At 72.0% G+C, this 22031-nt stretch carries 24 protein-coding genes; 6 read left to right on the plus strand and 18 right to left on the minus strand.

Annotated features, from left to right (window positions below; all coding sequences use genetic code 11):
• A partial coding sequence (locus DI269_RS22560) for a sensor histidine kinase (protein WP_232822869.1) occupies window positions 1-659 on the plus strand: 659 nt, incomplete at its 5' end.
• Window positions 656-1315 (plus strand): response regulator, encoded by a 660-nt coding sequence (locus DI269_RS22565; protein WP_112140116.1) that lies wholly within the window; start codon window positions 656-658, stop codon window positions 1313-1315. The genes DI269_RS22560 and DI269_RS22565, both read left to right, overlap by 4 nt.
• On the opposite strand, the gene DI269_RS22570 is transcribed toward DI269_RS22565, so the two are convergent.
• A complete protein-coding gene (locus tag DI269_RS22570; RefSeq protein WP_157975166.1) occupies window positions 1308-2006 on the minus strand; it encodes a MerR family transcriptional regulator in 699 nt (232 codons plus the stop codon). The two genes, DI269_RS22565 and DI269_RS22570, sit on opposite strands and share 8 nt — an antisense overlap.
• Window positions 2007-2064: 58 nt before the next feature.
• On the opposite strand from DI269_RS22570, the gene DI269_RS22575 reads away from it, so the two are divergent.
• The 3 genes from DI269_RS22575 (at window position 2065) to DI269_RS22585 (ending at window position 5360) form a co-directional block, all read left to right on the plus strand.
• The gene (locus DI269_RS22575; protein ID WP_112140121.1) at window positions 2065-2676 is read left to right on the plus strand and encodes a hypothetical protein; all 612 of its coding nucleotides are present in this window, start codon (window positions 2065-2067) and stop codon (window positions 2674-2676) included.
• Window positions 2677-2761: 85 nt separating this feature from the next.
• Window positions 2762-3307, plus strand: coding sequence for an NUDIX hydrolase (locus DI269_RS22580; protein WP_112140189.1), 546 nt, complete (start codon window positions 2762-2764; stop codon window positions 3305-3307).
• Window positions 3308-3395: 88 nt separating this feature from the next.
• A complete protein-coding gene (locus DI269_RS22585; protein WP_112140124.1) occupies window positions 3396-5360 on the plus strand; it encodes an ABC1 kinase family protein in 1965 nt (654 codons plus the stop codon).
• 20 nt (window positions 5361-5380) lie between these two features.
• Here the strand turns inward: DI269_RS22585 and DI269_RS22590 are convergent, their stop codons facing one another.
• A complete protein-coding gene (locus tag DI269_RS22590) occupies window positions 5381-5725 on the minus strand; it encodes an ArsR/SmtB family transcription factor (RefSeq protein ID WP_112140126.1) in 345 nt (114 codons plus the stop codon).
• The gene (locus DI269_RS22595; RefSeq protein WP_112140129.1) at window positions 5722-6177 is read right to left on the minus strand and encodes an SRPBCC domain-containing protein; all 456 of its coding nucleotides are present in this window, start codon (window positions 6175-6177) and stop codon (window positions 5722-5724) included. Before DI269_RS22595 ends, DI269_RS22590 begins: the two co-directional genes overlap by 4 nt.
• A gap of 100 nt (window positions 6178-6277) precedes the next feature.
• Between DI269_RS22595 and DI269_RS22600 the strand changes: the two genes are divergently transcribed.
• Entirely contained in the window at window positions 6278-6814 is a 537-nt protein-coding gene (locus DI269_RS22600) for an AAA family ATPase (protein WP_112140131.1), read from the plus strand.
• A 229-nt stretch (window positions 6815-7043) separates the two neighbouring features.
• Here the strand turns inward: DI269_RS22600 and DI269_RS22605 are convergent, their stop codons facing one another.
• The 15 genes from DI269_RS22605 to DI269_RS22675 all read right to left on the minus strand — a co-directional run bounded on the left by DI269_RS22605 (window position 7044) and on the right by DI269_RS22675 (window position 21862).
• Entirely contained in the window at window positions 7044-7454 is a 411-nt protein-coding gene (locus DI269_RS22605; protein WP_112140134.1) for a VOC family protein, read from the minus strand.
• Window positions 7455-7502: 48 nt separating this feature from the next.
• Window positions 7503-8267, minus strand: a complete 765-nt coding sequence (locus DI269_RS22610) for a helix-turn-helix domain-containing protein (protein ID WP_198667652.1) — start codon at window positions 8265-8267, stop codon at window positions 7503-7505.
• A 24-nt stretch (window positions 8268-8291) separates the two neighbouring features.
• Window positions 8292-8735, minus strand: coding sequence for an acyl-CoA thioesterase (locus DI269_RS22615; RefSeq protein ID WP_198667653.1), 444 nt, complete (start codon window positions 8733-8735; stop codon window positions 8292-8294).
• A 149-nt stretch (window positions 8736-8884) separates the two neighbouring features.
• Window positions 8885-10099 (minus strand): MFS transporter, encoded by a 1215-nt coding sequence (locus DI269_RS22620; protein WP_112140139.1) that lies wholly within the window; start codon window positions 10097-10099, stop codon window positions 8885-8887.
• Between the two features lie 106 nt (window positions 10100-10205).
• The gene (locus DI269_RS22625; RefSeq protein WP_112140142.1) at window positions 10206-10871 is read right to left on the minus strand and encodes a response regulator; all 666 of its coding nucleotides are present in this window, start codon (window positions 10869-10871) and stop codon (window positions 10206-10208) included.
• Window positions 10868-12187, minus strand: coding sequence for a sensor histidine kinase (locus DI269_RS22630; protein ID WP_112140144.1), 1320 nt, complete (start codon window positions 12185-12187; stop codon window positions 10868-10870). The genes DI269_RS22625 and DI269_RS22630 overlap by 4 nt, the downstream gene beginning before the upstream one ends.
• 30 nt (window positions 12188-12217) lie before the next feature.
• Window positions 12218-13078: an ABC transporter permease gene (locus tag DI269_RS22635; protein ID WP_112140147.1), complete on the minus strand. Its 861-nt coding sequence runs from the start codon at window positions 13076-13078 to the stop codon at window positions 12218-12220.
• The gene (locus DI269_RS22640) at window positions 13075-14004 is read right to left on the minus strand and encodes an ABC transporter ATP-binding protein (RefSeq protein WP_112140150.1); all 930 of its coding nucleotides are present in this window, start codon (window positions 14002-14004) and stop codon (window positions 13075-13077) included. Before DI269_RS22640 ends, DI269_RS22635 begins: the two co-directional genes overlap by 4 nt.
• A 134-nt stretch (window positions 14005-14138) precedes the next feature.
• Window positions 14139-15617, minus strand: a complete 1479-nt coding sequence (locus tag DI269_RS22645) for an aldehyde dehydrogenase family protein (protein WP_112140152.1) — start codon at window positions 15615-15617, stop codon at window positions 14139-14141.
• Window positions 15618-15625: 8 nt separating this feature from the next.
• Complete coding sequence (locus DI269_RS22650; RefSeq protein ID WP_112140154.1) at window positions 15626-16627, minus strand: proline racemase family protein; 1002 nt, start codon at window positions 16625-16627, stop codon at window positions 15626-15628.
• A gap of 55 nt (window positions 16628-16682) precedes the next feature.
• On the minus strand, window positions 16683-17600 hold the full coding sequence (locus DI269_RS22655) for a dihydrodipicolinate synthase family protein (protein ID WP_112140156.1): 918 nt from the start codon (window positions 17598-17600) through the stop codon (window positions 16683-16685).
• Window positions 17593-19140 (minus strand): FAD-dependent oxidoreductase, encoded by a 1548-nt coding sequence (locus tag DI269_RS22660; protein ID WP_112140158.1) that lies wholly within the window; start codon window positions 19138-19140, stop codon window positions 17593-17595. The genes DI269_RS22655 and DI269_RS22660 overlap by 8 nt, the downstream gene beginning before the upstream one ends.
• A complete protein-coding gene (locus tag DI269_RS22665; RefSeq protein ID WP_112140161.1) occupies window positions 19137-19667 on the minus strand; it encodes a (2Fe-2S)-binding protein in 531 nt (176 codons plus the stop codon). Before DI269_RS22665 ends, DI269_RS22660 begins: the two co-directional genes overlap by 4 nt.
• On the minus strand, window positions 19664-21040 hold the full coding sequence (locus DI269_RS22670) for an NAD(P)/FAD-dependent oxidoreductase (protein WP_112140163.1): 1377 nt from the start codon (window positions 21038-21040) through the stop codon (window positions 19664-19666). Before DI269_RS22670 ends, DI269_RS22665 begins: the two co-directional genes overlap by 4 nt.
• 144 nt (window positions 21041-21184) lie before the next feature.
• Window positions 21185-21862, minus strand: a complete 678-nt coding sequence (locus DI269_RS22675) for a GntR family transcriptional regulator (RefSeq protein ID WP_112140165.1) — start codon at window positions 21860-21862, stop codon at window positions 21185-21187.
• Window positions 21863-22031: the final 169 nt, after the last annotated feature.

Consider the following 22031-nt stretch of genomic DNA (forward strand, 5'->3'; position numbering starts at 1 on the left):
GCGCCACTCGCGCGGCCGAGGCCGAGCGCCGCCGCCGCGTCGCCGAGGCCACCCGGGCCGCCGAGCGCACCCGCATCGCCCGCGAACTCCACGACGTCGTCACCCACCACGTGACCGCGATGATCGTCCAGGCCGAGGCCGCGCGGTACCTCACCGGCGCGCCCGACCGCCTCGACCAGGCGCTCCAGGCCGTCGGCGACACCGGCCGCCGCGCCACCGCCGACCTGCGGCATCTCCTCGACCTGCTCGACCCCGGCCACGACACCGAGCCGCCGAATCCGTCGGCGGGCGGGCTGCTCACCCTCGTGGAGCAGACGCGCCGGGCCGGGCAGCCCGTCGAGTTCACCGAACAGGGCGAGCCGGCGGCCGCGGCCGGAAGCGCCGACCTCGTCGCCTACCGGGTCGTCCAAGAGGGACTGACAAACGCCCTCAAGCACGCCCGGGGCGCGAACACCAGGGTCCTGGTGCGCCGCAACGAAGACGAGATCGCCGTGGAGGTCAGCTCGGACGGCGCGGCCACTGCGACCGCGGGCACCGGCCGCGGGCTGGCCGGGCTCCGCGAACGCGTCGACGTTCTCGGCGGCGACTTCGACGCGGGCCCCGGCTCCGGCGGCGGGTTCACGGTCCGGGCCCGGATCCCCACGGGGAACCCGTCATGACCGCGCCGATCCGCGTCCTGGTCTGCGACGACCAGATGCTCATCCGCACCGGCCTGGTGACGATCATCGACGCGCAGCCCGACCTCGAAGTCGCCGGCGAATGCGGCGACGGTCAGGCGGCCGTCGACCTGGCCCGGCGACTGCGCCCCGACGTGGTGCTCATGGACGTCCGCATGCCCGTCCTCGACGGCATCGAGGCGACCCGCCGCCTCGCCGGGGACGCCGCGGCCGACCCGGTCAAGGTCCTGGTGCTGACCACGTTCAACCTCGACGAGTACGTGTACGAGGCGCTGCGCGCCGGCGCCAGCGGCTTCCTCCTCAAGGACGCGCCGCCCGCCCAACTGCTGCAAGGCATCCGGACCGGCGCCACCGGCGCGGCGCTCCTCGACCCCGGGGTGACCCGCGCCCTCGTCGGCAAGTACGCGGCCCGCATCAGGCCGGTCGGCGGCGCGCCCGCCGAGCTGCCGCTCACCCCGCGCGAACTGGAGGTCCTGCGCCTCATCGCCGACGGCCGGTCCAACAGCGAGATCGCCGCCGCCCTGGTCATCAGCCCCGAGACCGTGAAGACCTTCGTCTCGCGCATCCTCGCCAAACTCGGCCTGCGCGACCGCGTCCAGGCGGTCGTCTACGCCTACCGGCACGGCCTGGTCACCTGACCGGGACCTCCAGGACCGTGACGCCGACACCGTCCTCATCGGTCAGACGCTCCTCCAGAGTCGGCCCGGAGACGGCGAGGCCGTTGCGCCCCAGCCAGCCGAAGAGCTCCCGGCCGGTGGGGACGAGGCCGAGGTCAGGGGGCACGATCGCGCGGACGACCCGGCGGGCGGGGAGGGTAAGCACGTCGCCGGACCGGTCGGCAAACGCGGCCGCGAACCCGCCGTCCGGCTCCCCGGTCAGCCAGGTCAGCAGCGCCTCAGGGGCTTCGCCGCACGCGGCGGCCAATTCCGCGGGGTGGTCGACCTGTATGCGGCGCACGCGCATCCGCCACTCCCCCACCGCGGTCTCCTGCGGCAGGATCGCGCCCGCGACGGCCAAGCGGTCCTCGGCGGCGGCCAGCGCGGCGGTCTTCTCGGCGATGTCGCGCCGCAGTGCGTCCACCGTATCGGCAAGCAGCGCAGGGAGATCCGCGTCGGGGGCGTCCACGACCTCGCCGATCTGCCGCAGGGTGAGGCCGAGCCGCTGCAAGCCGCGGATGCGTTCGAGCCTGACGAGTTCGGCTGCGCCGTACCAGCGGTAGCCGGTCTCGCGGCCGACCGCCGCAGGCGGGAGGAGGCCGATCCGGTCGTAGTAGCGGAGGGTTCGCTCGGAGACCCCGGTCATGCGGGCCAGCCTTCCGATGCGCCACATGGTCGTCCACCTCCCGGCTTGACCTTCTCCCTGCGTCAGGGTTCTAGCGTCGCAGGCTATGACCGACGACCGCAATGCCTCCCGCCTCCTCATCGCCTCGATCGCCCTGATGGCCGCCAGCGCCGCGATCGCCGTCCCGACCGGCCTGACGCTCAATCCCGCCGACACGGCCGCGACCCTTGCAGCGGTGAATGCACGACCGGCTCTCCACCTGCTGGAACTCGCACTCGACGTCCTCGGTTGGCTGGCCCTGGCCACCGCCGGACTCGCCATGGGCGCCAACGACCGCCACACGGTCCCGGCCGGACTGCTCACGCTCGCCGGTGCGGCCGGACTGCTCCACGACGCGGGCAATCTCGCCGTCACCCAGCTCGCCGCCGACCCGGCCGCGACGACCGCCGTGACCGCGGTGCTGCTGACGGCGAAGTGGACGGTGAACCTCGCGGGGCTCCTCTGGACCGCCGCCACTGCGGCCGCCGCGTTCGGCGAGTCGGGAGCGATGCGCCGCACCGGCTTCGCGGCCGCCGCCTCCGGGCTGGCCGCGGTGGTCCTGCCGTGGACGACCGGGACGAGCGGGCCGGGCCCGGTGCTCGAACAGCTCGGCTACGTCCTCCACCTGCCTGTGATGGCCTGGTGGGCGGTCCGAGGCCTGCGGCGCTCAGGGCGCTGAAGTCGAGGTCAGGTCTTGGGAATCGAACAATCGGACGCGCGGTTCGAACGACCGCATGTCGGACACCGCGTTTACGCTCGGTTCCATGACCATCGCAGAGAAGCCGCGACCGGCCGCGGCCCGCCCCGGACCGGACGATCCCGGCCCCAAGGCGATCCGCCGCCGCACCGCCCGCGCCCTCCTCCTCGACCGGGACGGCCGCGTCCTCCTCTTCAACCGCGAGGCGAAGATCCGCGACGTCGGCGACCGCTACTTCTACACGCCCGGCGGCGGCATCGAGCCCGGCGAGAGCCCCGCCGAGGCCGCCGCCCGCGAACTGCACGAGGAACTCGACCTCCGCGTCGCCCCAAGCGATCTGGGCGAGCCGGTCGCGTCCTGCTACAGCCTCCAGCAGCGCATCGACACCGGCGCGTTCGTCGCCGCCGACGACACGTTCTTCCTCCTCAGCGCGAGCGCCGAAGACGTCTCCTTCACCTCCCCGGACCACGCCGCACCCGCCGGGCACGCCTGGCTCGACCCCGACGCCATGGACGCCGCGACCGACCGCATCCTCCCGCGCGGCCTCCCCGACCTCCTGCGCCGCCTCCTGGCCGAGGGCCCGCCCGGGACGCCGATCCACATCCGGTGGTGACACGCGCGGTGCGGCCGTCCCGGATGGACCCCGCGGCGTAGCCTGTGCTGTCGAGCACCGTCCCGTCCGCTGAAAGGCCGAACCGCATATGACCGAGCTGATCCTGTCGGTGTTCGGCATCGCCGTGAACACGGCGGCCGTCGCGTACGTGGCGACGCGCCTGCTGGACGTGCGGTACACGGTGTGGCGCCTGGTCGTGGTGAGTGTGAGCGGCTACAGCGTCATGCAGTACGGGCTGCTGCCGGCGCTGGTGGCGCCGTACCAGTCCCGCCAGCCCACCGCGGACGAGCTGCCGGGCACGGTCGCCCTGTGGGGCCTGGTCTTCCTGACCGCGCCGGTCATGGCGATGATCATGCTGGTGGTGTGGGAGGCCGTGATCCCGACCGGGGCGGTGCCGCCGGTGCGGACCTGGTTCAAGGGGCTGCGCACGCGGCTGCGGCGCACCCGCCGGTACCTCCAGATCCTCGCGATCGCCGCGCGTCACGGCCTCACCGGGCTGCTGCGCGGGCGGCGCCAGGCGGCGCAGGACGCCGAGATGGCGCGGGCGCTGCGACGGGCGCTCGACGACGCCGGGGTGACGTTCGTGAAACTGGGCCAGATCCTGTCGACGCGGCGCGATCTCCTTCCGGCCGTGTACATCGCGGAGCTGGCGAAGCTCCAGGACCAGGCCGCGCCGGTCCCGGGGACGAGCGCGGTGCGCCTCGTCGAGGCGGCCGCGGGAGCGCCGGTCGACGAACTGTTCGCGAGCTTCGACCCCGAACCCATTGCGGCGGCGTCGATCGCGCAGGTGCACACCGCGGTCCTGCACGGCGGCGAGGCCGTCGTGGTGAAGGTGCGGCGTCCCGGTGCGGCGCAGACGGTCGAGCGCGACCTGGACATCATCCGGCGCCTGGCGCGCAGTCTGGACCGGCACACCTCTTGGGGCCGTTCGATGGACGTCCTCGGGCTGGCCGACGGGTTCGCCGAGGCGCTCCGCGAGGAGGTCGACTTCACCGTCGAGGCCCGCAACCTCGCGCAGGTCGCGGCCGCGCACGACAAGCGCCGGGCGGAAGTGCGAGTGCCGCGGCCGCACGCGGACCTGTCGGACGAGCAGGTGCTGGTGATGGAACGCCTGCCGGGCGTCCCGCTCGCCACGGCGAGGCTGCGCGACCGCGGACTGGACGGGCGCGAGCTGGCGGCGGCGCTGCTGCGGGAGATGTTCGACGAGATCATGGTCGACGGGATCTTCCACGCCGACCCGCACCCGGGGAACCTCATGCTCCTCGACGACGACCGGATCGGCCTCATCGACTACGGGTCGGTCGGGCGCCTGGACCGGGAGCTGCGGGCCTCGTTCGAGGCGATCCTCCAGGCCGTCGACCGCCAGGACGGGCCCGGTCTGGCCGACGCCCTGATCGGCGTCTCCAGCCGCCCCGACGAGCTCGACCAGACCGGCTTCGAGCGGGCCCTCGGCTCGTTCATGGCCCGCCACCTCGTCCCCGGCGCGGCCCCGGGCATCCGCATGTTCACCGAGCTGTTCCGCATCATCGCCAAGCACCGCATCGTGATCCCGCCCGAGCTCGCGGCCGTCTTCCGCACCCTCGCCACGCTGGAGGGCTGCCTGACGGCGATCGACCCGGGCTTCGACCTGATCGCCGAGGCCCGCGACATCGGCCAGCGCTACGCCGAGCGGCGCCTGCGCCCCTCGGCCGTGCAGGACCTGGTCATCGAGGAGGTCCACGACCTCCTCCCGGTGCTGCGCAAGCTCCCCCGCCGCTTCGACCGGCTGCTGGCCTCGGTCGAGTCGGGCCAGCTGTCGGTGAACTTCCGGCTCTTCGCGAAGGCGGAGGACCGCCGGACCGTCACCGCCTGGCTGCACCAGACGCTCCTGACGGTCCTGGCGGCCGCCGCCGGCGTGATGTCGGTGATGCTGCTGGGCACCGAGTCCGGGCCCGTCCTCACCGCCGACTTCACGCTCTACCAGTTCTTCGGCCTCTCGCTCCTCCTTATCGCCTCGGTGATGGCCCTGCGCGTGCTGGCCGACATCTTCACCAGGCGGTCCAGAGAGGACTGAGGCGGTGTCGTACCCCTCTGCTATTCCTTGTCCTCGGTGGTCTGCTGGATGGATTCGGCGATGCGCTTGATGCGCTCCAGGCGGGAGTCCCACGCCGAGCCGACGGCGTTGAGCTGCGCGACGGCGCGCGCGAGCTGCCGCTCGTCGACGCGGTAGCGGCGCTCGCGGCCTGCGGTGCCGGCGTGGACGAGGCCGACGCGGTCGAGCACGGCGAGGTGCTTGGCGACGGCCTGGCGCGTGACCGGGAGCCGCTCGCTCAGGCCGGTGGCGGTGCCGGAGCCGTCGGCCAGGAGCAGGTCGATCATGCGACGGCGGGTCGGGTCGCCGACCGCCGACCACAGGTCGTCGTCGACCAGGGTGCTCATCGGGCGACCTTCGCGGCGTACACCGGCAGCCGCGGCAGGAAGAAGTCCCAGCCGGCGACGTGGTCGGCGTGCGCCTGGGCGGCGACGGCCTCGGTCCAGCCGCGCTCGCGGAAGCCGGTCTCGGTCATGCGCAGGAGCGTGCCCTCGCCGTCGGGTTCGAGGTCGAACACGACCAGGAACGAGTTCCCGGGCGCGGCCTCCTCGCCTTCGGCGTGGGTCCACCGGAACGAGAACGTCCGCGGCGGCCGGGCGTCGACGACCGTGAACTGCTCCCACTGGACGGCGCCGCCGTCCTGGTGGAACCCGATCCGGCCGGAGCCGCCCTCGACGGGCGGGTACTCGGCCTCGTCGGGCCACCACTCCTTGAGGTGCTCGGGGCTGCTGACGACCCCGAAGACCACCTCGGGGGCGGCCTCGATCCGGATCTCGCGTTCGATGCTTGCGTATTCCATGTCCTTCTCCTTTCGCAACCTTTGGTTGCCATAAAGGTAGCACCCTCGATCCCAATGCGCAACCTTTTGTTGCGTTGTGTTGGGAGGGTATGAAGGACGGATGCATGCGACCGAAACACCCGCAAAGCAGGTCATCGCGTTCACCGGGCTGCCGGGGACCGGGAAGTCGACCCTGTCCGAGCGCCTCGCCCGCACCATCCGGGCCCCCGCGTTCGCCGGGGACTGGATGCTCGGCGCGATCACGCCCTACCGCATCCTGCACCACCTCGACCGCGACGCCTACATCTCGCTCTACGACAGCATCCTGGAGACCCTCGTCGTCCGCCAGCTCATGCTCGACCAGTCGGCCATCACCGACGGCATCCTCAACGACGCGACCGCGGCGCGCCTGGGCGCCATCGCCGCCGAGCACGGGGCGAAGCTCCGCATCGTCGAATGCGTGTGCAGCGACCTCGACCTCCACCGCTCGCGCGTCGACGGCCGGGTCCGCGGCATCCCCGGCTGGCACGAGATCGACTGGGACCACGTCGAACGCATGCGCACCGAGTACCCGCCGCTCACCGTCGAACGCCTCCAGGTCGACGCGGTCGATCCGGTCGACGCCAACCTCAGGACCGTGCTCGACTACCTCGCCTAGTCGGTGGGGTGGCGCCGTGGCAACGGAATCCCTCACGGCCCCACCCGAGTCCGCGCCCCCGACGCGGCGCGCGGTGTGGATCGCCGTCGCCGCGCTCGGGTCGCTGCTGTTCACCGCGGTCTTCACGATCCTCGCCGGCCAGCCGTGGACGTGGGCCCAGGTGGCCGGCGGAGCGATCGTCATCGGCGGGGTCGTCCTCACGAGCGCGGGGACGCTGCGCCGCCGGGGGTTATTCGGGGGCGCCGGGCATCTGCGACGGGTCGTAGGACATGAGCTCCCAGCAGTGGCCGTCCGGGTCGTCCACGGCGCGGTTGTAGAGCCAGCCCATGTCCTGCGCGGGCCGCGGCTCGGTCCCGCCGGCCGCGACCGCGGCCTCGACGAGCCGGTCGACCTCGTCCTTCGCCTCGGCCGCGAGGGCGTTGATCGCCTCGATCGGGCCGGTGGCGATCTCGCGCTTGGTGAACCCGGAGAACTGCTCGTGGGTCATCAGCTGCACGGCGATCGCGTCGCTGAGGACGACCTGCGCGGAGGTCTCGTCGGTGAACTGCGGGTTCAGCGTGCCTCCCAGTGCCAGGTAGAAGGCCTTGGCGGCTTCGAGGTCGGCGACGGGAAGGTTGATGTAGATCTGCGTGAAGGCCATCGGACTCTCCTCGGTTCGAGCGGCCGGTCGTTCCGGCCTGGTTCGAATCTACGGCCGGACCTCGGCGTCGGTCTTGTACAGAAGCGACATCATCTCGTCGCCCGCCGGTTTCTGGAGCTCGGTGGCCTTGCGGCCGACGAACCGGGCCATGGAGCGGGCGAGGTGCGGCTGGTCGTGGTACCCGACGAGGTGCACGACGTCGGCGGCGGCCTCGCCCCGGCGCAGCAGCATCGCGGCCTGCCTGGCCCGCTCGATCTGCCGGATCGTCCCCTGGGTCAGCCCGGTCGCGGCGGCCACGCGCCGCTGCACGGACCTGGGCGTGACCAGCAGTGGCGTGTCCCCGGCGAGGACGTCGGCGACGAGCGGGTCCCTGACGAGCAGTCCGGCGCGGACGAGCCGGTCGGCGAAGACCTCCGCGTTCTCGTACCCGGGGATCTCCCATTCGTCGCCTTCGAGGACGAACGTGCGCGAGGTGGCGTGCGGACTCAGAACGGCAGTGTCGACCAGCCCCCCGACGGGCAGGTTCCGCAGGAAGGCGCCGTGCCGGAAGATGATGCCGATCGCGCCGTCCATCTTGCCGCCCATGGGAACCACGGTCGGGTGGGTTTCGGGGCCTCGCACCGACACGTTGGTGACGCCCTCGGAGGTCCAGGCGATGAGCTCCCAGTTGGAGTTCGCCACCGACACCATCCGCGCGGGCGCGGGCGCGCCGGAGCCGCCGTCCTCCTCCACCTGGTAGACGCGTTCGACATAAGGGGAGTCGGACGGCCGGTGCTCCAGCCCCGGGATGTCTTCGGGCAGCTCGTGCGCCACGCCCCCGATGATACCGGCGTTCGCTCAGGCGGCCGTCTCGATGCGGCTGGCCGCGGTCCAGTCGTGGAGCCACTTCGGGAGCTCCGTGTCGGGCAACCCGCCCGCGACCTGCTCCAACTCGTCGTGCCCGACCGACCCACCGCCGCGCTTGAGGAACCGGGTGCGCACGTACGCCTGGGCGTACACCGTGGTCCCGGCGCGGAACGTCTGCTCGGTATAACCCCACCGCTCGTCGAACCCGAGGACCCTGGTGTGGACCTCGAACCGCTGCCACGGCTGGAGCGACTTGCGGTAGGTGATCGTCTGCCCGGCCACGACCGGGTACCAGCCGGCCCGGCGCATCTTGGCGAGGAATCCCGAGCGGTGCATCAGGTCCATGCGCCCGACGTCCATGATCGTCAGGTACCGCCCGTTCGTCATGTGCCCCAGCGGATCCAGATCGGTCGGCACCACCCTGAACGGCGTCACGACCGTATCCCACAACCCGACCGGCCCCCGCCGCCTCGCACGCAGCCACAGCCCCAGCAGTCGGAAGTACAAGTTCATCGGTCCACCACCGGACATCGAAGCCAACAAGTTACCCGACAGTAGCAAATCTCGGCCCGAGTGGGAACGCCCTATGCGGCGACAGGCCGGTCGGACCCGCGCATGAAGGCGGTGAGGAGGGCCGAGGCGCAGACGGCGAGGGTGAGGCCGGGGATCGGGTCGGTGTCGACGTGGAGGAGGAGGCCGAGCCAGACGCCGGTGAGGGTGCCGAAGGCGGCGAGGGAGCGGCCGACGCCGATGGCGCGGCTGAGGTCGCGGCCGGAGAGGCGGCTCTGGCGGACGGCGAGGTAGAGGGTGCGGGCTCCGGCGCCGGTGCCGCCGAGGAGGGCGATGACCAGGAGGGCCGGGACGGCGAGCGCATACCCGGAGAGGTGCCGGTCGGCGAGGACGGTCGCGATGCCGAGGAGGAGGGTGAGCGTCTGGGCGCCGGCCTGGAGGGCGGCGCCTCTCGCGGCGCCGATGCGGGAGGCGAGCCACGGGCTCCACAGCGGGCCGACGACGCGGCCGATCCCGAACGCCGCCAGGCCAGCGGCGGCCGACGCGAGCCACAGGTCGGTCGTACCGGCGAGCCAGAGCACCAGGTAGGTGCCGTAGAGGCCGCCGATGAAGCTCAGCAGGCCGGAGATGAAGGGCGAGGTGGCGCCGAGGGCGAGGTTGCCGCGGATCCAGGACGCAGTCCGTGCCGGTGACGGGCGCGGTCGGCGGGCCGACTTTGCGGGTGCCTCGACCGTGGGGACGGTGGGGACGAGCCGGTCGGCCCGGGTGCGGGCGATGATCGCGACCGTCGAGAGCACCAGGTTGGCGGCGAGGAGGAGCGGCACCGAGACCTCGGCCATGAACGCGCCCAAGGGTTGTGCGATCACGAACCCCACGGTCGCCGAGCTGGAGGAGATGACGGTGTTGAACCGGACGGCGGCCCGTTCGTCGCGGGTGACGATCTGCGCAATGTAGAGCTCTTCGGCGATGTCGATGACCAGCGGGAGCACCGCGGCGACCAGGAGGTACCCGATCAGGACGGCCCCGACGTCCAGGGAGAGCACCGAGACGAGCACCAGCGCGACCGTGCACGCGACGACGTCGGCCGCCTCGGCGGCGACGAGCAGCCTGCCGGGGCTGAAGCGCTCCAACAGCCGCATGGTCCACGGCGTGGTCATGTCCAGGAGCATCCCGACCGTGCGGAACACCGCCTGCCAGGCCACGGCGAGGACCCCGGCGGCGATGAGGCCGGGCAGGGCGCCCTCGGCGATCATGCTGCCCAGGAAGGACAGCAGGAACCCGGTGATCATCCACCGGACGGCGGCGCGCGCCGTCAGGGCGGTCGGGGGCAGGGTCTGCGGCAGGGTGGCGATGTTCGCCGATGGTAGTCAGCCGCAAGGGAATCGGCGCGCGCTTTTAGGAGCGCGCCTTCACCAGGCCGGTGTCGTAGGCGATGATGACCGCTTGGATGCGGTCCCTGGCGCCGATTTTGGCGAGGACTCGGCCGACGTGTTTTTTGACGGTGGACTCGGTGAGGACGAGCTTCTCGGTGATCTCGGTGTTGGACAGGCCCTGGCCGATGAGGATGAGGACTTCGCGTTCGCGGTCGCTGAGGCCGGCCAGGCGGGGGTCGGTGGTCGCGTCGGTCTCGGGGGCGAGGACCTGGTGGGCGTAGGCGTCCAGCAGGCGGCGGGTGAGGGTCGGGGCGACGACGGCTTCGCCGGAGGCGACCGCGCGGATGCCGGCGACGAGTTCTTCGGGGCGGGCGTCCTTCAGCAGGAAGCCGCTGGCGCCGGCGCGGAGGCCGTCGTAGGCGTACTCGTCGAGGTCGAAGGTGGTGACGATGAGGACGCGGGAGCGCCCGCCGGAGGCGACGATGCGGCGGGTGGCTTCGAGGCCGTCCATGCCGGGCATGCGGATGTCCATGAGGACGACGTCGGGGCGCAGGTGGGCGGCCATGCGGACGGCCTCGGAGCCGTTGGCGGCCTCGCCGACCCCCTCCAGGCCGTCCGTGCCCTGGAGGAGCATCTGGAGGCCGAGGCGCTGCATGGGCTGGTCGTCGGCGACGAGCACGGTGATCATGACGGTGCCTGTTCTGTGTCGGGGGCCGGGTGTCGCTGGAGCACGACGTCGACGATCCAGCCGGTGCCGACCTCGCGGGGCCCGATCGTGGCGGTGCCGCCGTACAGCGCGGCCCGCTGGCGGATGCCGATGAGGCCGTGGCCCGGCTCGCGGTCCTCGTCCGGGGCGGGGCGCGGGACGCCGGTGTCGGCGACCCGGATGCGGACCTCGCCCGCGCTCGCGGTCAGCGTGACCGCGGCCGAAGCGGGGAGGCCGGCGTGCTTGAGCGTGTTCGTCAGGGCCTCCTGGATGATCCGGTAGACCGTCAACTGGACGCTGGGGCTCAACCGGTCGAGGTGGCCGGAGGTCTGGCAGGTGACCGTCAATCCCGCCGCGCGGACGCGTTCCAGCAGCGTGTCGAGGTCGGCGACGCCCGGCTGCGGGCTGAGCGAGCGGGAATCGCGGTCGTCGGCGCGCAGGACGCCGAGGACGCGGCGCAGCTCGCCCATGGCCTCGCGGCCCGTGTCGCCGAGCATCCGCAGCGCCCCGGCCGACGGCTCGCCGCGCTTGACCGCGAGCGTCGCCGCCCCGTCGGCGAGGGTGACCATGACCGACAGGGTGTGCCCGAGGATGTCGTGCATCTCCCGGGCGATGCGGGCGCGCTCAGCGGAGGCGATGAGCCGCTCGCGCTGGTCCCGTTCGACTTCGAGCCGCCGGGCCCGGTCTTCGAGGGCCGCGGTGTACAGGCGCCGCACGCGAACCGTCAGGCCCAGCGCGACCGCGGCCGTCACGGTCCCCAGCAGGAAGAACAGGCCCAGCAGCGGCTCCTCGATGTCCTGGAGGACGAGGACGAGCAGGCTGGTCTCGACCACCACCATCGCCACCGCCCAGGCCAGCAGCCGCAGCGAGCCGAGCGAGGCGAGCGCGTACAGGGCGATGAGGACGCTCATGCCCGCCGGCTGCCACAGGCCGATCGCCCACTGCGTGAAGACCAGCGTCGAGACGATGAAGAACACGGCGGTGGGGTGCCTGCGGCGCCACCACACGGCGAGCGCCAGCGTGAGCGCGAAGGCGAGCGGCACATAGAACGGGAACGCGGCCTGGGCGTCCGACTCCGCCTGGAACGGCCCGCCGTCGCCGTCCCGGCCGCCCGGGAGCAGGTCCGCGAGCGAGACGAGGAAGACGAACGCCGACACGGCGGTGTCGAGCACCCAGGGCCGACGCAGGTCGAAGTCGCGCGCCCGCCGCTGGTGCCGCATGAAGCGGTCCAGCAGCGGGTCGGGCCCCGGGGCGGCGGGGGCCGCCTCCGGGGCCGCGACTGCGGGCTCGGGACTCATGGTCCTCATTGTGCCCACTCGTCGGCGGGCCTAGGCGTCGGTTCGCTTGAGCCGGAGCGCCGCCGCGGCGAAGGCGAGGACGACCCAGCCGGCGAAGACCGCGATGCCGGCGCCCGGCGAGAGCCCGTCGGCGGACTCGGTCAGGGCGTAGACGGCGCCGCCCGCGGTGGACGGGAAGTACGGGCTGAGCGTGTCGTACCAGGAGTCCGGCAGCAGCGAGGCGAGGCCGGGCAGGAGCAGCAGGACACCGACGACGGCGGCGATGCCGCCCGCCGGGGAGCGCACCAGCGAGCCGATAGCGACGCCGAACATGGCGACCAGGCCGAGGTAGACCCCGGCGCCGAGCAGGCTGCGGATGACGCCGTCATCGTTGAGCGACAAGGCGATCGACTCGCCGTCGAGTCCGAACTGTCCGATGAGGAACGCCGCGAACGCGCCGACGGCGGTGACGAGGAAGACGCTCACTCCGGCGATGAGGCCCTTGGCCCACAGCACCGGCAGGCGCTTCGGCACCGCGGCGAGGGTCGAGCGGATCATCCCGGTCGAGTACTCCCCCGCCGTCAGCAGGACGCCGAGGACGCCGACGACCATGGACGCGAACGACAGGCCCGTCAACGCGAGGCTCACCGCGTCCGTCGTCCCGCCGCCGACTCCGGGCGGCCCGCCCATGCCGTCGACGGCGTCCGGGCTGTACGTGAAGGCGGCGACCGCGCCGAACAAGCCCAGCAGGAGCAGCCCCAGGTCGAGGGTGACCCAGGAGGACCGCAGCGTGATGAACTTCGTCCACTCCGAGCGCAGCACCCGCGCGAAGGTGACGTTCTTGACGACGGTCCGCTCGCGCCCGGGCCCGCCGAGGGCGCCGCGGTCGGTGTCGGCTTCGATGACGGTCATCGCGCTGCCTTTCGGGTGCTCTCGACGGAGCCGCTGTGGTACTCGACTTCGTCCCGGGTGAGGTCCATGAACGCCTCTTCGAGGGAGACGCCCACCGGCGTCAGTTCGTGGAGCGGGACGCTGTGGCGCATGGCGACCTGCCCGATCTCGCGGGCGCTCATGCCCGTGACCAGCAGTTCCTCGCTCGAATAGGAGGTGACGGCGACGTCGGGTGCGGCGAGCAGCGCGGTGAGGCGCGAGGCCTCGTCGCTGAGGACCTTCACCCCGCCCGCGGCGGCGGCGACCAGGTCGGCCACGGTGGTGTCGGCCAGCAGGCGCCCGCGTCCGATGATGATCAGGTGGTCGGCGATCTGCGACGTCTCGCTCATCAGGTGCGAGGACAGCATCACCGCCCGGCCCTCGGAGGCCAGCTGCGCGAGCAGGTTCCGCACCCACAGCACGCCTTCGGGGTCGAGGCCGTTGACGGGCTCGTCGAGCATGACGACCTCGGGGTCGCCGAGCAGCGCGGCTGCGATGCCGAGGCGCTGGCCCATGCCGAGGGAGAACGCGCCGACCCGCTTGTGGGCGACGCTGTGCAGTCCGGCGAGGTCGATGACCTCGTCGACGCGGGTACGGGCGATGCCGTGGGTCTGCGCGAGGGCGGTCAGGTGGCCGACGGCGGAGCGTCCGGGGTGTACGGACTTGGCCTCCAGCAGCGCGCCGATCTCGTGCATGGGTGCGGCGTGGCGGTCGTAGGCCTTGCCGTTGACGGTGACCGATCCGGCCGTGGGCGCGTCCAGGCCGAGGATCATGCGCATGGTGGTGGACTTCCCGGCCCCGTTGGGGCCCAGGAAGCCGGTGACCTCGCCGGGTTTGACGGTGAAGTCGAGGTGGTCGACGACGGTCTTGTCCCCGTAGCGTTTCGTCAGTTCGCGTGCTTCGATCACGGGTTTCCTCGTTCCCTTTCGGCCGCGGCGACCGCCGCGGCTCACGGGATCGAAGCTACGAGGATTCGCAGGCCGCGCCCTGGCACCGTGGGCGACTCTTGGCCGCCCCGGTGGGACCGTGGTACCAGTGCGATCTACGCGCCTGCGCTGATGCGGTCCCCCCAGGTCGTTGACTCTCCGGCCGGGGCGATGCGCTGGGGCACGTCCCAGGGGTTGTCGTCGCGCAGGGCCGGAGGCAGGACGTCCTGGGGCGCGTTCTGGTAGGCGACGGCGCGCACGAAGCGGGCGATCGCCGCCGTGCCGACGCTGGTGCCGCCCAACGTGGTCGCGGGCCAGGGGCCGCCGTGCTGCATCGCGGGGGTGACGGCGACGCCGGTGGGCCAGCCGTCGAAGAGGACGCGTCCGGCGCGGCGGGCGGCGGCGCGGACCAGGCGGGTGACGTCGTCGCCGTCGGCGCGGTGGACGGCGACGGTAAGCTCGCCTTCGAAGAGCGTTTCGAGCAGGTCGGCGTAGTCGGCGTCCTCAGGGGACTCGACGAGGATCGTGATGGGGCCGAAGCACTCCGCCAGGAGCGCGTCGGGATGAGGCCGGAAGACGTCGAGCGGGACGGCGGCGATCGTGGGGGTGACCCAGCCCTGGCCGTCGTCGTCGATGCGGACCGAGCCCTCGGCGACCAGGCGCACCCCCGGGGCGGACAGGATCGAGTCGCGGCCGTCGCGGTAGCCCGCCGCGATGCGCGGGTCGAGCATCCGGTGCTCCTCGGCGGCCGCGGCGGCGGCGATGGCCTCGTCGAGGCCGTGCCCGGCGGGGAGGAACACCAGGCCGGGCTTGGTGCACAGCTGCCCGGCGGAACCGCCGACGCTGGCGGCGAGGCCGGCCGCGAACTCGGGGCCGCGCGCAGCGATGGCGGCGGGGGTCGCGAAGACGGGGTTGACGCTGCCGAGTTCGCCGTAGAACGGGATCGGGGCGGGGCGGGCGGCGGCGATGTCGGCGAGGGCGCGGCCGCCGCGCAGGGACCCGGTGAAGGAGGCGGCCTTGATGAGCGGGTGCTTGAGCATCGCGACGCCGTTCTCGACGCCTTCAACGAGTTGCAGTGTGCCAGTGGGGAGTCCGGCGGCTTCGAGGGCGGCGGCGCCGATCTCTGCGGTGCGGGCGGCGAGGCGCGGGTGGCCGGGGTGGGCCTTGACGACGACGGGGTTCCCGGCGGCGAGCGCGGAGGCGGTGTCGCCGCCCGCGACGGAGAACGCGAACGGGAAGTTCCCTGCGGCGAAGTTGAGGACGGGCCCGATCGGCTCGTTGCCGCTGCGCACGTCGGGGCGGGGGCCGAGCGCGAATCCGGGGTCGGCGCGGTCGATGCGGACGTCGAGGTAGGTGCCGTCGACGACCGTCTCGGCGAAGAGGCGCAACTGGACGGCGGTGCGCTTGAGCTCGCCGCGCAGGCGGGCCTCGGCGAGGCCGGTCTCGTCCATGGCGAGGGCGACGAGCTCGTCGGCGTTCGCGGTGAGCGCGTCGGCGAAGGCGACGAGTGCCTTGGCGCGCAGGGCGGGTGCGGTGTCGGCGAGGGCGCGCGCGGCGGCGTCGGCGGCCTGGGCGGTGGTGTCGATCGCGTTCATGGGCGCTCCTAGAACTGGAATCCGGTCGGGAACGGGTCGGTCGGGTCGAGCGTGTACTGGGCGGTGCCGGTGATCCAGGCGCGGCCGGTGACCGTGGGGATGACCGCGGGCCGGCCGCCGACGGTGGTCTCGGCGATGAGCCGCCCGACGAAGCGGGAGCCGATGAACGACTCGTTCACGAAGTCGGTGTCGAGGGCGAGCTCGCCGCGGGCCCACAGTTCGGCCATGCGCGCGGAAGTGCCTGTGCCGCAAGGGGACCGGTCGAACCAGCCGGGGTAGATGGCCATGGCGTGGCGCGAGTGCTTCGCGTCGGAGCCGGGGGCGATGAACTCGACGTGGTGGCAGTGGTCGAGCCCGGCGATGTGCGGGTGCAAGGGCGCGGCGGTCGCGTTGATCACATCCATGATGGACATACCGGCCGTGAGGATGTCCTGCTGCCGTGCGCGGTCGAACGGCAGGCCGACGTCATCGAGGTTCACCATGGCGTAGAAGTTGCCGCCGAAGGCCATCGAGTACGGGACGGTGCCGAGGCCGGGGACCTCGACGCTCACATCCAGTGCGTCCACATAGCTGGGTACATTCTCGATGGTGACCGACTCGGCGCGGCCGTCCCTGACGGCGACGCGCGCGGTCACGGGCCCGGCTGGCGTGTCGAGGCGGATCTCGGTGACCGGCTCGACCACGTCGACCATGCCGGTCTCGACCAGGACCGTCGCGACGCCGATCGTCCCGTGCCCGCACATCGGCAGGAGGCCGGAGACCTCGATGTAGAGGACGCCCCAGTCGCAGTCGGGGCGCGTCGAGGGCTGGAGGATCGCGCCGCTCATCGCGGCGTGGCCCCTCGGCTCGTTCATGAGGAACAGCCGCAGGTCGTCGAGGTGTTCGATGAAGTGGAGGCGCTTGTCGTTCATGGTCGCGCCGGGGATGACGCCGACGCCGCCGGTGACCACGCGGGTCGGCATGCCCTCGGTGTGCGAGTCGACGGCGCTGATGAGGCGGTTCGTTCTCATGTTCGTCCTTCCGCTGGGCGCCCTGTACGGCGGTGCCACCGTACAGGGCGGGGCGCTATCGGGCGGCCGCGAAGTCCAGGGCGCTGCGGGTCTCCCGGATGACCTGGGCGCGGTGCGCCTCGGAGAGGGGGCCGCGCGGCGGGCGGGTGGGGCCGCCGTAGCTGTGGCCGGCGATGTCCATGGACAGCTTGATGGCCTGCACGAACTCGGTCTTGGAGTCCCAGCGGAACACTGAAACCAGTCCACTGTAGAGGTAGCGGGCTTCCTCGATGCGGCCTTCCTGCACGAGGGTGTAGATCTCGACGGCTTCCTTCGGGAACGCGTTGGGGTACCCGGCGAACCAGCCGGTCGCACCGACCACAAGCGACTCGAACAGGAGGTCGTCGGCCCCGGCGATGACGTCGATGTCGCAGCGCTCCTTGATCTCCAGGACGCGGCGGACGTCGGTGGAGAACTCCTTGACGGCGACGACGTTCTCCAGCTCGTAGAGCTCGGCGACCAGGTCGGGCACGAGGTCGACCTTGGTGTCGATCGGGTTGTTGTACATCATGATCGGCAGGCCGACCTCGTTCACCTTGGCGTAGTGCTCCAGGACCTCGCCGCGGTTGGCGCGGTAGATGGTGGGCGGCAGCAGGAGCACACCGTCGGCACCGTCCTCTTTGGCGTACTCGGCCCACTGCACGGCCTGGTGCCAGCCGACCCCGTGGACGCCGGCGACCACGAGGCCCCGGTCCCCCACCGTCTCGACCGCGACCTGGACGACCTTGCGGCGCTCCTCCTCGGTCAGCGACGAGTACTCCCCGAGCGACCCGTTGGGGCCGACGCCGCGGCAGCCGTTGCGGATCAGGAAGTCGCAGTGCTCGGCGAACTTGTCGTAGTCGACCGCGAGACCGCCCGGCGCCTTCGGGTCCTCCTTGAAGGCGAGGGTCGTGGCGACGATGACTCCGCCGAGGTCGAACTGCTTCTCAGACATTGGGGTCCTTCCCAAGGGTGGTGGCGAGCCCGGCGAGGTCGCCGAGCCGGACGGGGGCGGCCAGCGGCCGCCGGTCGGTACTGTCCTCGGCGCGGGCACTGCCCGCTCCGGTGAGGTCCTCCACGGTGCGCCCGCACATGCGCGCCTGGCAGATGCCCAGGCCCGCCCGGGTCGTGAGCTTCACAGAGCGCAGCGAGGTCTGGTCGGTCGCCTCGGCCGTTTCACGGAGGCGTCCATAGGGGACCTCCTCGCAACGGCAGACGACGGTGTCATCACGCAGCCACGACACCCACCCCGGCCGAATGCCGTGAGCGGCGTCGATACGCCTCGCGAAATCGGTGGTGCCGCGGCGACGCCGTAGGTCGGCTTGTCCCGCTTCGCCTCCAGCGGCCCGGCGCCCGGCAATGCGACCCTCCACGAGCGCCGCATCGACGCCGCCGATACCAGTGATCTCCCCTGCGGCGTAGACGCCAGCGACGCTGGTGCGCTGGTCGGCATCAACGGTGACGAACCGGTCAGGCCCGATCGCACACCCGGCGGCGATCGGAAGTTCGAGGCGCGGAGTGAACCCGTGCGAGACGCAGACGGCATCGGCCGCAATGGTCCGCTCGGTACCCGGAATCGGCGCCCAGTCAGTGCCAAGGCGCGCGACCACGACCTCCTCGACCCGGCCGTCCCCGCGGGCCTCTTTGACGGCCCGGCCGAGGCGGTACGGCACGCGGCGTGCCAGGTGATGTGTCACATATCCCGCAAGCTCGGGTCCCTTGTGCGAGGCGGCGAGGAGCCGCCAAGGCTTGGGCAGCCAACCTTGCGCGAGCGCGGCGGGCCGGGCGGCCTCGTAGACGCCGACAACGTGTGCGCCTGCGGCCGTGAGCGACTGAGCGACAGGCAGAAGGAAGGGCCCGGCCCCGGCAACGACGGCCCGACGCCCGACAGCGATGCGCTCGCCCTTCGCGAGGGCCTGCGCGGCCCCGGCGGAAAAGACCCCAGGGAGGTGCCAGCCAGGGAACGGAAGGGTGCGGTCGTGGGCACCGGTGGCGAAGACGATCGCATCGGCAGTGAGAGCACGGGCCTCACGGCCACCGGAGTCGGCGGGCCCGACGAGAACGTGGACGGTAAGCCCATTGCCGAGCCCAACCCGGTCGCCGAGCGCGCCCCGCCCGAAATGCTCGCGGTCAGCGACGGAGTCGCCAGACCTGACCCGGATGGGGCTCGTACCGCGGTCCGGGCGGCGCTCGAAGCGGTCGACCGCTCCAGTGCTTCCGACTGCTCCGGTGGTTTCGATCGCCCAGACCTGGGCTTCGGTGAGGACCTCGATGGCGTCGTCGGCGAGGCTGGCACGCAGGCGCTCGAATGCGCCCCAGCCATGATGCAGCCGGGACTCGCGGCGACTTGGGCGCTGCGGAGGCAGGTGGCGCCAGTACTGGCCGCCAAGACCGTCGCCGGAGTCGAGGAGGGTGACGCGAGCACCCGCATCGCGGGCGGCGACGGCAGCAGAAAGCCCTGCAGGGCCAGCGCCGATGACAAGGACGTGCTTCACGGCTGCTCCTCCTTCACGGATGTGTCGGGCGAGACCGCGAAGTCCCGAGGATTGCCAGGCGCACCGGAGTCGCCTTGCGGGTCTTCGCTCCCAACGGCATCACCTCGAGCGGCGGTGCCCGCAGTCCCGGTCGCGGGATGAGTGGCGTCCGCGGGAGCAGCGGCGCGGTGAGAGACGTCAGTGGCAGCAACCGCGCGGCGGGAGCCGGCTTGGCCGGTGTCGGGCTGCGCGGTGTCGTCCTGGGTCTCGACCGTGTCACCATCGCGGGCACGGCGCATGCACAAGCGCACATCGGACTCGCCGTTCACCGTCGCGATGCAGTCGAAGCACACGCCGATCCCACAGAAGACGCCGCGGCCGCGGCCCGCCACCGTGGTCCGCCACGCGGTTCGGTCCTGGGCGAGGAGGATGCCGGCGAGCGATTGTCCTTGCAGTCCTTCGACACTCATGCCGTCGACGGTGATGTGCACCGGTGCCGGGCGCTCGGGCTGGATCGAGTCGGTCTGCCAGGGGACGAGGCCACTCATTTCGCACCTCCCTTTGCATCAACCGACTTCGCGGCCTGCGGCCGCGCCGCCTCAGACCGGTCGTCGCCATGCACCAAATAGGCAGCCAGGGACGGCCGCGAGGGCAGGAACGGGGTCGGGTCGAGCGCAGGCTTAGCGCCGGTGAGCTGGGCGCAGAGCAGGTCGCCGGTCACTCCGGCGAGGCCGATGCCGGCGCCTTCGTGGCCGGTGGCGTACCAGAGGCCGGGGTGGCGGTGGTCCTCGCCGATGACCGGGAGGTGGTCGGGGACGTAGGGGCGGAAGCCGCCGTATGCGCGGATCACGGGCGTGCCCTCCAGGAACGGGAACAGGCGCAACGCCCGCTGCGCGATCTGGGCGAGGACCTCGACGCGGAGACGGTCGTCGAAGCCGATCTGCTGGCGGCTCGATCCGATGAGGACGGTCCCGCCGGGCGTGGACTCGACGACGCTCGATGTTTGGAGGTCGGCGTCGGCCGACTGGGTCGCGCCGAAGTAGTCGCCGTCGTAGACCTTGTGGAACACGCGCTGGGCCATGCGGGCGGTCACCAGCACCATCCCGCGGCGCGGGCGCACGGGCAGGTCGCCGCCGAGTACCTCGGCCACCGCGCCGGACCAGGGCCCGGCCGCGACCACGACCGCATCGGTACCGATGGTCCCGGCGCTGGTGCGGACACCGGTGATCCGGTCGCCCTCACGCTCGATGCCGATGACCTCGCGGTTCGCAAGCACACGGACCCCGGCCCGGCGTGCCGAGGCGAGCAGCGCCTCGGTCGCGACGACGGGCTGAAGCTGCGCGTCCTGCGGGTAGTGGACCGCAGCGGTGATCGCCGGATTCAAGTGCGGTTCGAGGGCAAGCGCCTCGGCGGCGCTCAGGTGCTCGACCTTCACACCGACAGCCGCCTGGCTCCGGGCGAACGCACGAAGCGGCTCAGCCCCCTCCTCGGTCGTGGCGACCACGATGCCGCCCTTGCGGTCGTACTCGATATCGGGGAAGGGGGTGTGGGAGGGCGCGATGCGCGCGGCGACGCCGGAGGCCTCATCGCTCTCGGCTCGACTGCTGGTAGCCGCACCGAGTGCGGGCTTTCGGCCGGAAGAGCTTGATGCGCCGCCCAGGGCGATGCCTGCGGGGGTGCTGAGCTCGTCGGCGAGTTCTGCTGCCAGCTTTGGCCAGTGGTCGGCGGCGAGCAGGGCGAGGTCGAGTTCGGGGCCGGGGGCCTTGTCGGAGACGAGGAGGTTGCCTTCGCCGCGGGCGCTGGTGGCGCTGGCGGGGGCCGCGCGGTCGACGATGATGACGTTCATCCCAGCGCGCGCGAGGGCCCGCGCGCATGCGGCGCCTATGATGCCCGCGCCGATGACGACGACGTCTGCGTTCACGGTCCCTCCTTCTCTCTCGGTTCGGTCAGATCGGTCGGCGAAGCCGAGCGATCCGTTCAGTAATATGTCACATATTTCTACAGCACCGGATGGTCCTGTAGGTATCACCTTGCGTGTACGTGCTTTGGCCTACAGGAGAACGGCTCAATCCGCCGCGGAATCCTCCGTCTTGCCCGCCCACCAGCCGATGGCGTGGCGGATGTGCTGGCGCATGAGGTCCGCCGCTGCGTCGGCGTCGCCTGCGGCGAGGTCGTCGAGGAGGCGGTGGTGTTCGGCGGCGGAGACGTCGAGCATGCTGGTCTCGACCAGGGAGACGAGCCCGACCAGGCGGGTGCGGGCGCGCAGTTCGGCGATCGTCTCGACCAGGACCGGGTTGCCGAGGAGCGCGGTCAGTTCGAGGTGGAAGCGCTGGTCGGCGAGCAGGTAGGCGGTGAGGTCGCCGGCGCGGGCGCCCGCGACGATCTCGTCGGCCTGCTCACGGAGCGATGCGAGCCGATCGGCCGGGAACGAGGCGGCAAGGCGCGCCATCGCGGGCGGCTCCAGCAGGAGCCGAATCTCGACGATGTCGTGAAGGAGGTCGTCGCTGACGGCCGTGACCCGGAAGCCCTTGTTGCGCACCGGCTCCACGAACCCGCGCTTCTCCAGGTCGAGGATCGCCTCGCGCACCGGCGTCGCCGACACGGCGAACTGCTCGGCGAGGCGAGGCACGGTCAGGAGCGCCCCGGGCGCGAGCTCGCCGGAGATGATCGCCAGCGACAGCGTCCGCTCCACGCGCACGCGCAGGCTCTCACCCGGTTCGAGTCGATTGTCAGAGGTCAACATGTTGCTCCAGCTTCCTGATGCCGCGCGATCCGAGCGATTCACGGGTGCGTGCATCCAGTTCCGTGCGCCCGCGCTTCACGGTGTGAACACGCACTCCACGTGTCACGCCATGAACGGGTGCTCCACACGCCGCTTCATGAACGCGTGTCCCACACCGGCGTGCAGCGTA

Source organism: Glycomyces dulcitolivorans, assembly GCF_003265355.1.
GTDB classification, from domain to species: domain Bacteria; phylum Actinomycetota; class Actinomycetes; order Mycobacteriales; family Micromonosporaceae; genus Glycomyces; species Glycomyces dulcitolivorans.

What these genes read in the sequence shown, in the direction of transcription:
- DI269_RS22580 (WP_112140189.1), top strand. Translation starts at nt 2,762, where the DNA reads ATGACCATCGCAGAGAAGCCGCGACCGGCCGCGGCCCGCCCCGGACCG.
- DI269_RS22650 (WP_112140154.1), bottom strand. Translation starts at nt 16,627, where the DNA reads ATGAGAACGAACCGCCTCATCAGCGCCGTCGACTCGCACACCGAGGGC.
- DI269_RS22645 (WP_112140152.1), bottom strand. Translation starts at nt 15,617, where the DNA reads ATGAACGCGATCGACACCACCGCCCAGGCCGCCGACGCCGCCGCGCGC.
- DI269_RS22630 (WP_112140144.1), bottom strand. Translation starts at nt 12,187, where the DNA reads ATGAGTCCCGAGCCCGCAGTCGCGGCCCCGGAGGCGGCCCCCGCCGCC.
- DI269_RS22620 (WP_112140139.1), bottom strand. Translation starts at nt 10,099, where the DNA reads ATGATCACCGGGTTCCTGCTGTCCTTCCTGGGCAGCATGATCGCCGAG.
- DI269_RS22570 (WP_157975166.1), bottom strand. Translation starts at nt 2,006, where the DNA reads ATGTGGCGCATCGGAAGGCTGGCCCGCATGACCGGGGTCTCCGAGCGA.
- DI269_RS22595 (WP_112140129.1), bottom strand. Translation starts at nt 6,177, where the DNA reads ATGGAATACGCAAGCATCGAACGCGAGATCCGGATCGAGGCCGCCCCC.
- DI269_RS22585 (WP_112140124.1), top strand. Translation starts at nt 3,396, where the DNA reads ATGACCGAGCTGATCCTGTCGGTGTTCGGCATCGCCGTGAACACGGCG.
- DI269_RS22655 (WP_112140156.1), bottom strand. Translation starts at nt 17,600, where the DNA reads ATGTCTGAGAAGCAGTTCGACCTCGGCGGAGTCATCGTCGCCACGACC.
- DI269_RS22600 (WP_112140131.1), top strand. Translation starts at nt 6,278, where the DNA reads ATGCATGCGACCGAAACACCCGCAAAGCAGGTCATCGCGTTCACCGGG.
- DI269_RS22635 (WP_112140147.1), bottom strand. Translation starts at nt 13,078, where the DNA reads ATGACCGTCATCGAAGCCGACACCGACCGCGGCGCCCTCGGCGGGCCC.
- DI269_RS22665 (WP_112140161.1), bottom strand. Translation starts at nt 19,667, where the DNA reads ATGAGTGGCCTCGTCCCCTGGCAGACCGACTCGATCCAGCCCGAGCGC.
- DI269_RS22565 (WP_112140116.1), top strand. Translation starts at nt 656, where the DNA reads ATGACCGCGCCGATCCGCGTCCTGGTCTGCGACGACCAGATGCTCATC.
- DI269_RS22625 (WP_112140142.1), bottom strand. Translation starts at nt 10,871, where the DNA reads ATGATCACCGTGCTCGTCGCCGACGACCAGCCCATGCAGCGCCTCGGC.
- DI269_RS22605 (WP_112140134.1), bottom strand. Translation starts at nt 7,454, where the DNA reads ATGGCCTTCACGCAGATCTACATCAACCTTCCCGTCGCCGACCTCGAA.
- DI269_RS22575 (WP_112140121.1), top strand. Translation starts at nt 2,065, where the DNA reads ATGACCGACGACCGCAATGCCTCCCGCCTCCTCATCGCCTCGATCGCC.
- DI269_RS22590 (WP_112140126.1), bottom strand. Translation starts at nt 5,725, where the DNA reads ATGAGCACCCTGGTCGACGACGACCTGTGGTCGGCGGTCGGCGACCCG.
- DI269_RS22675 (WP_112140165.1), bottom strand. Translation starts at nt 21,862, where the DNA reads ATGTTGACCTCTGACAATCGACTCGAACCGGGTGAGAGCCTGCGCGTG.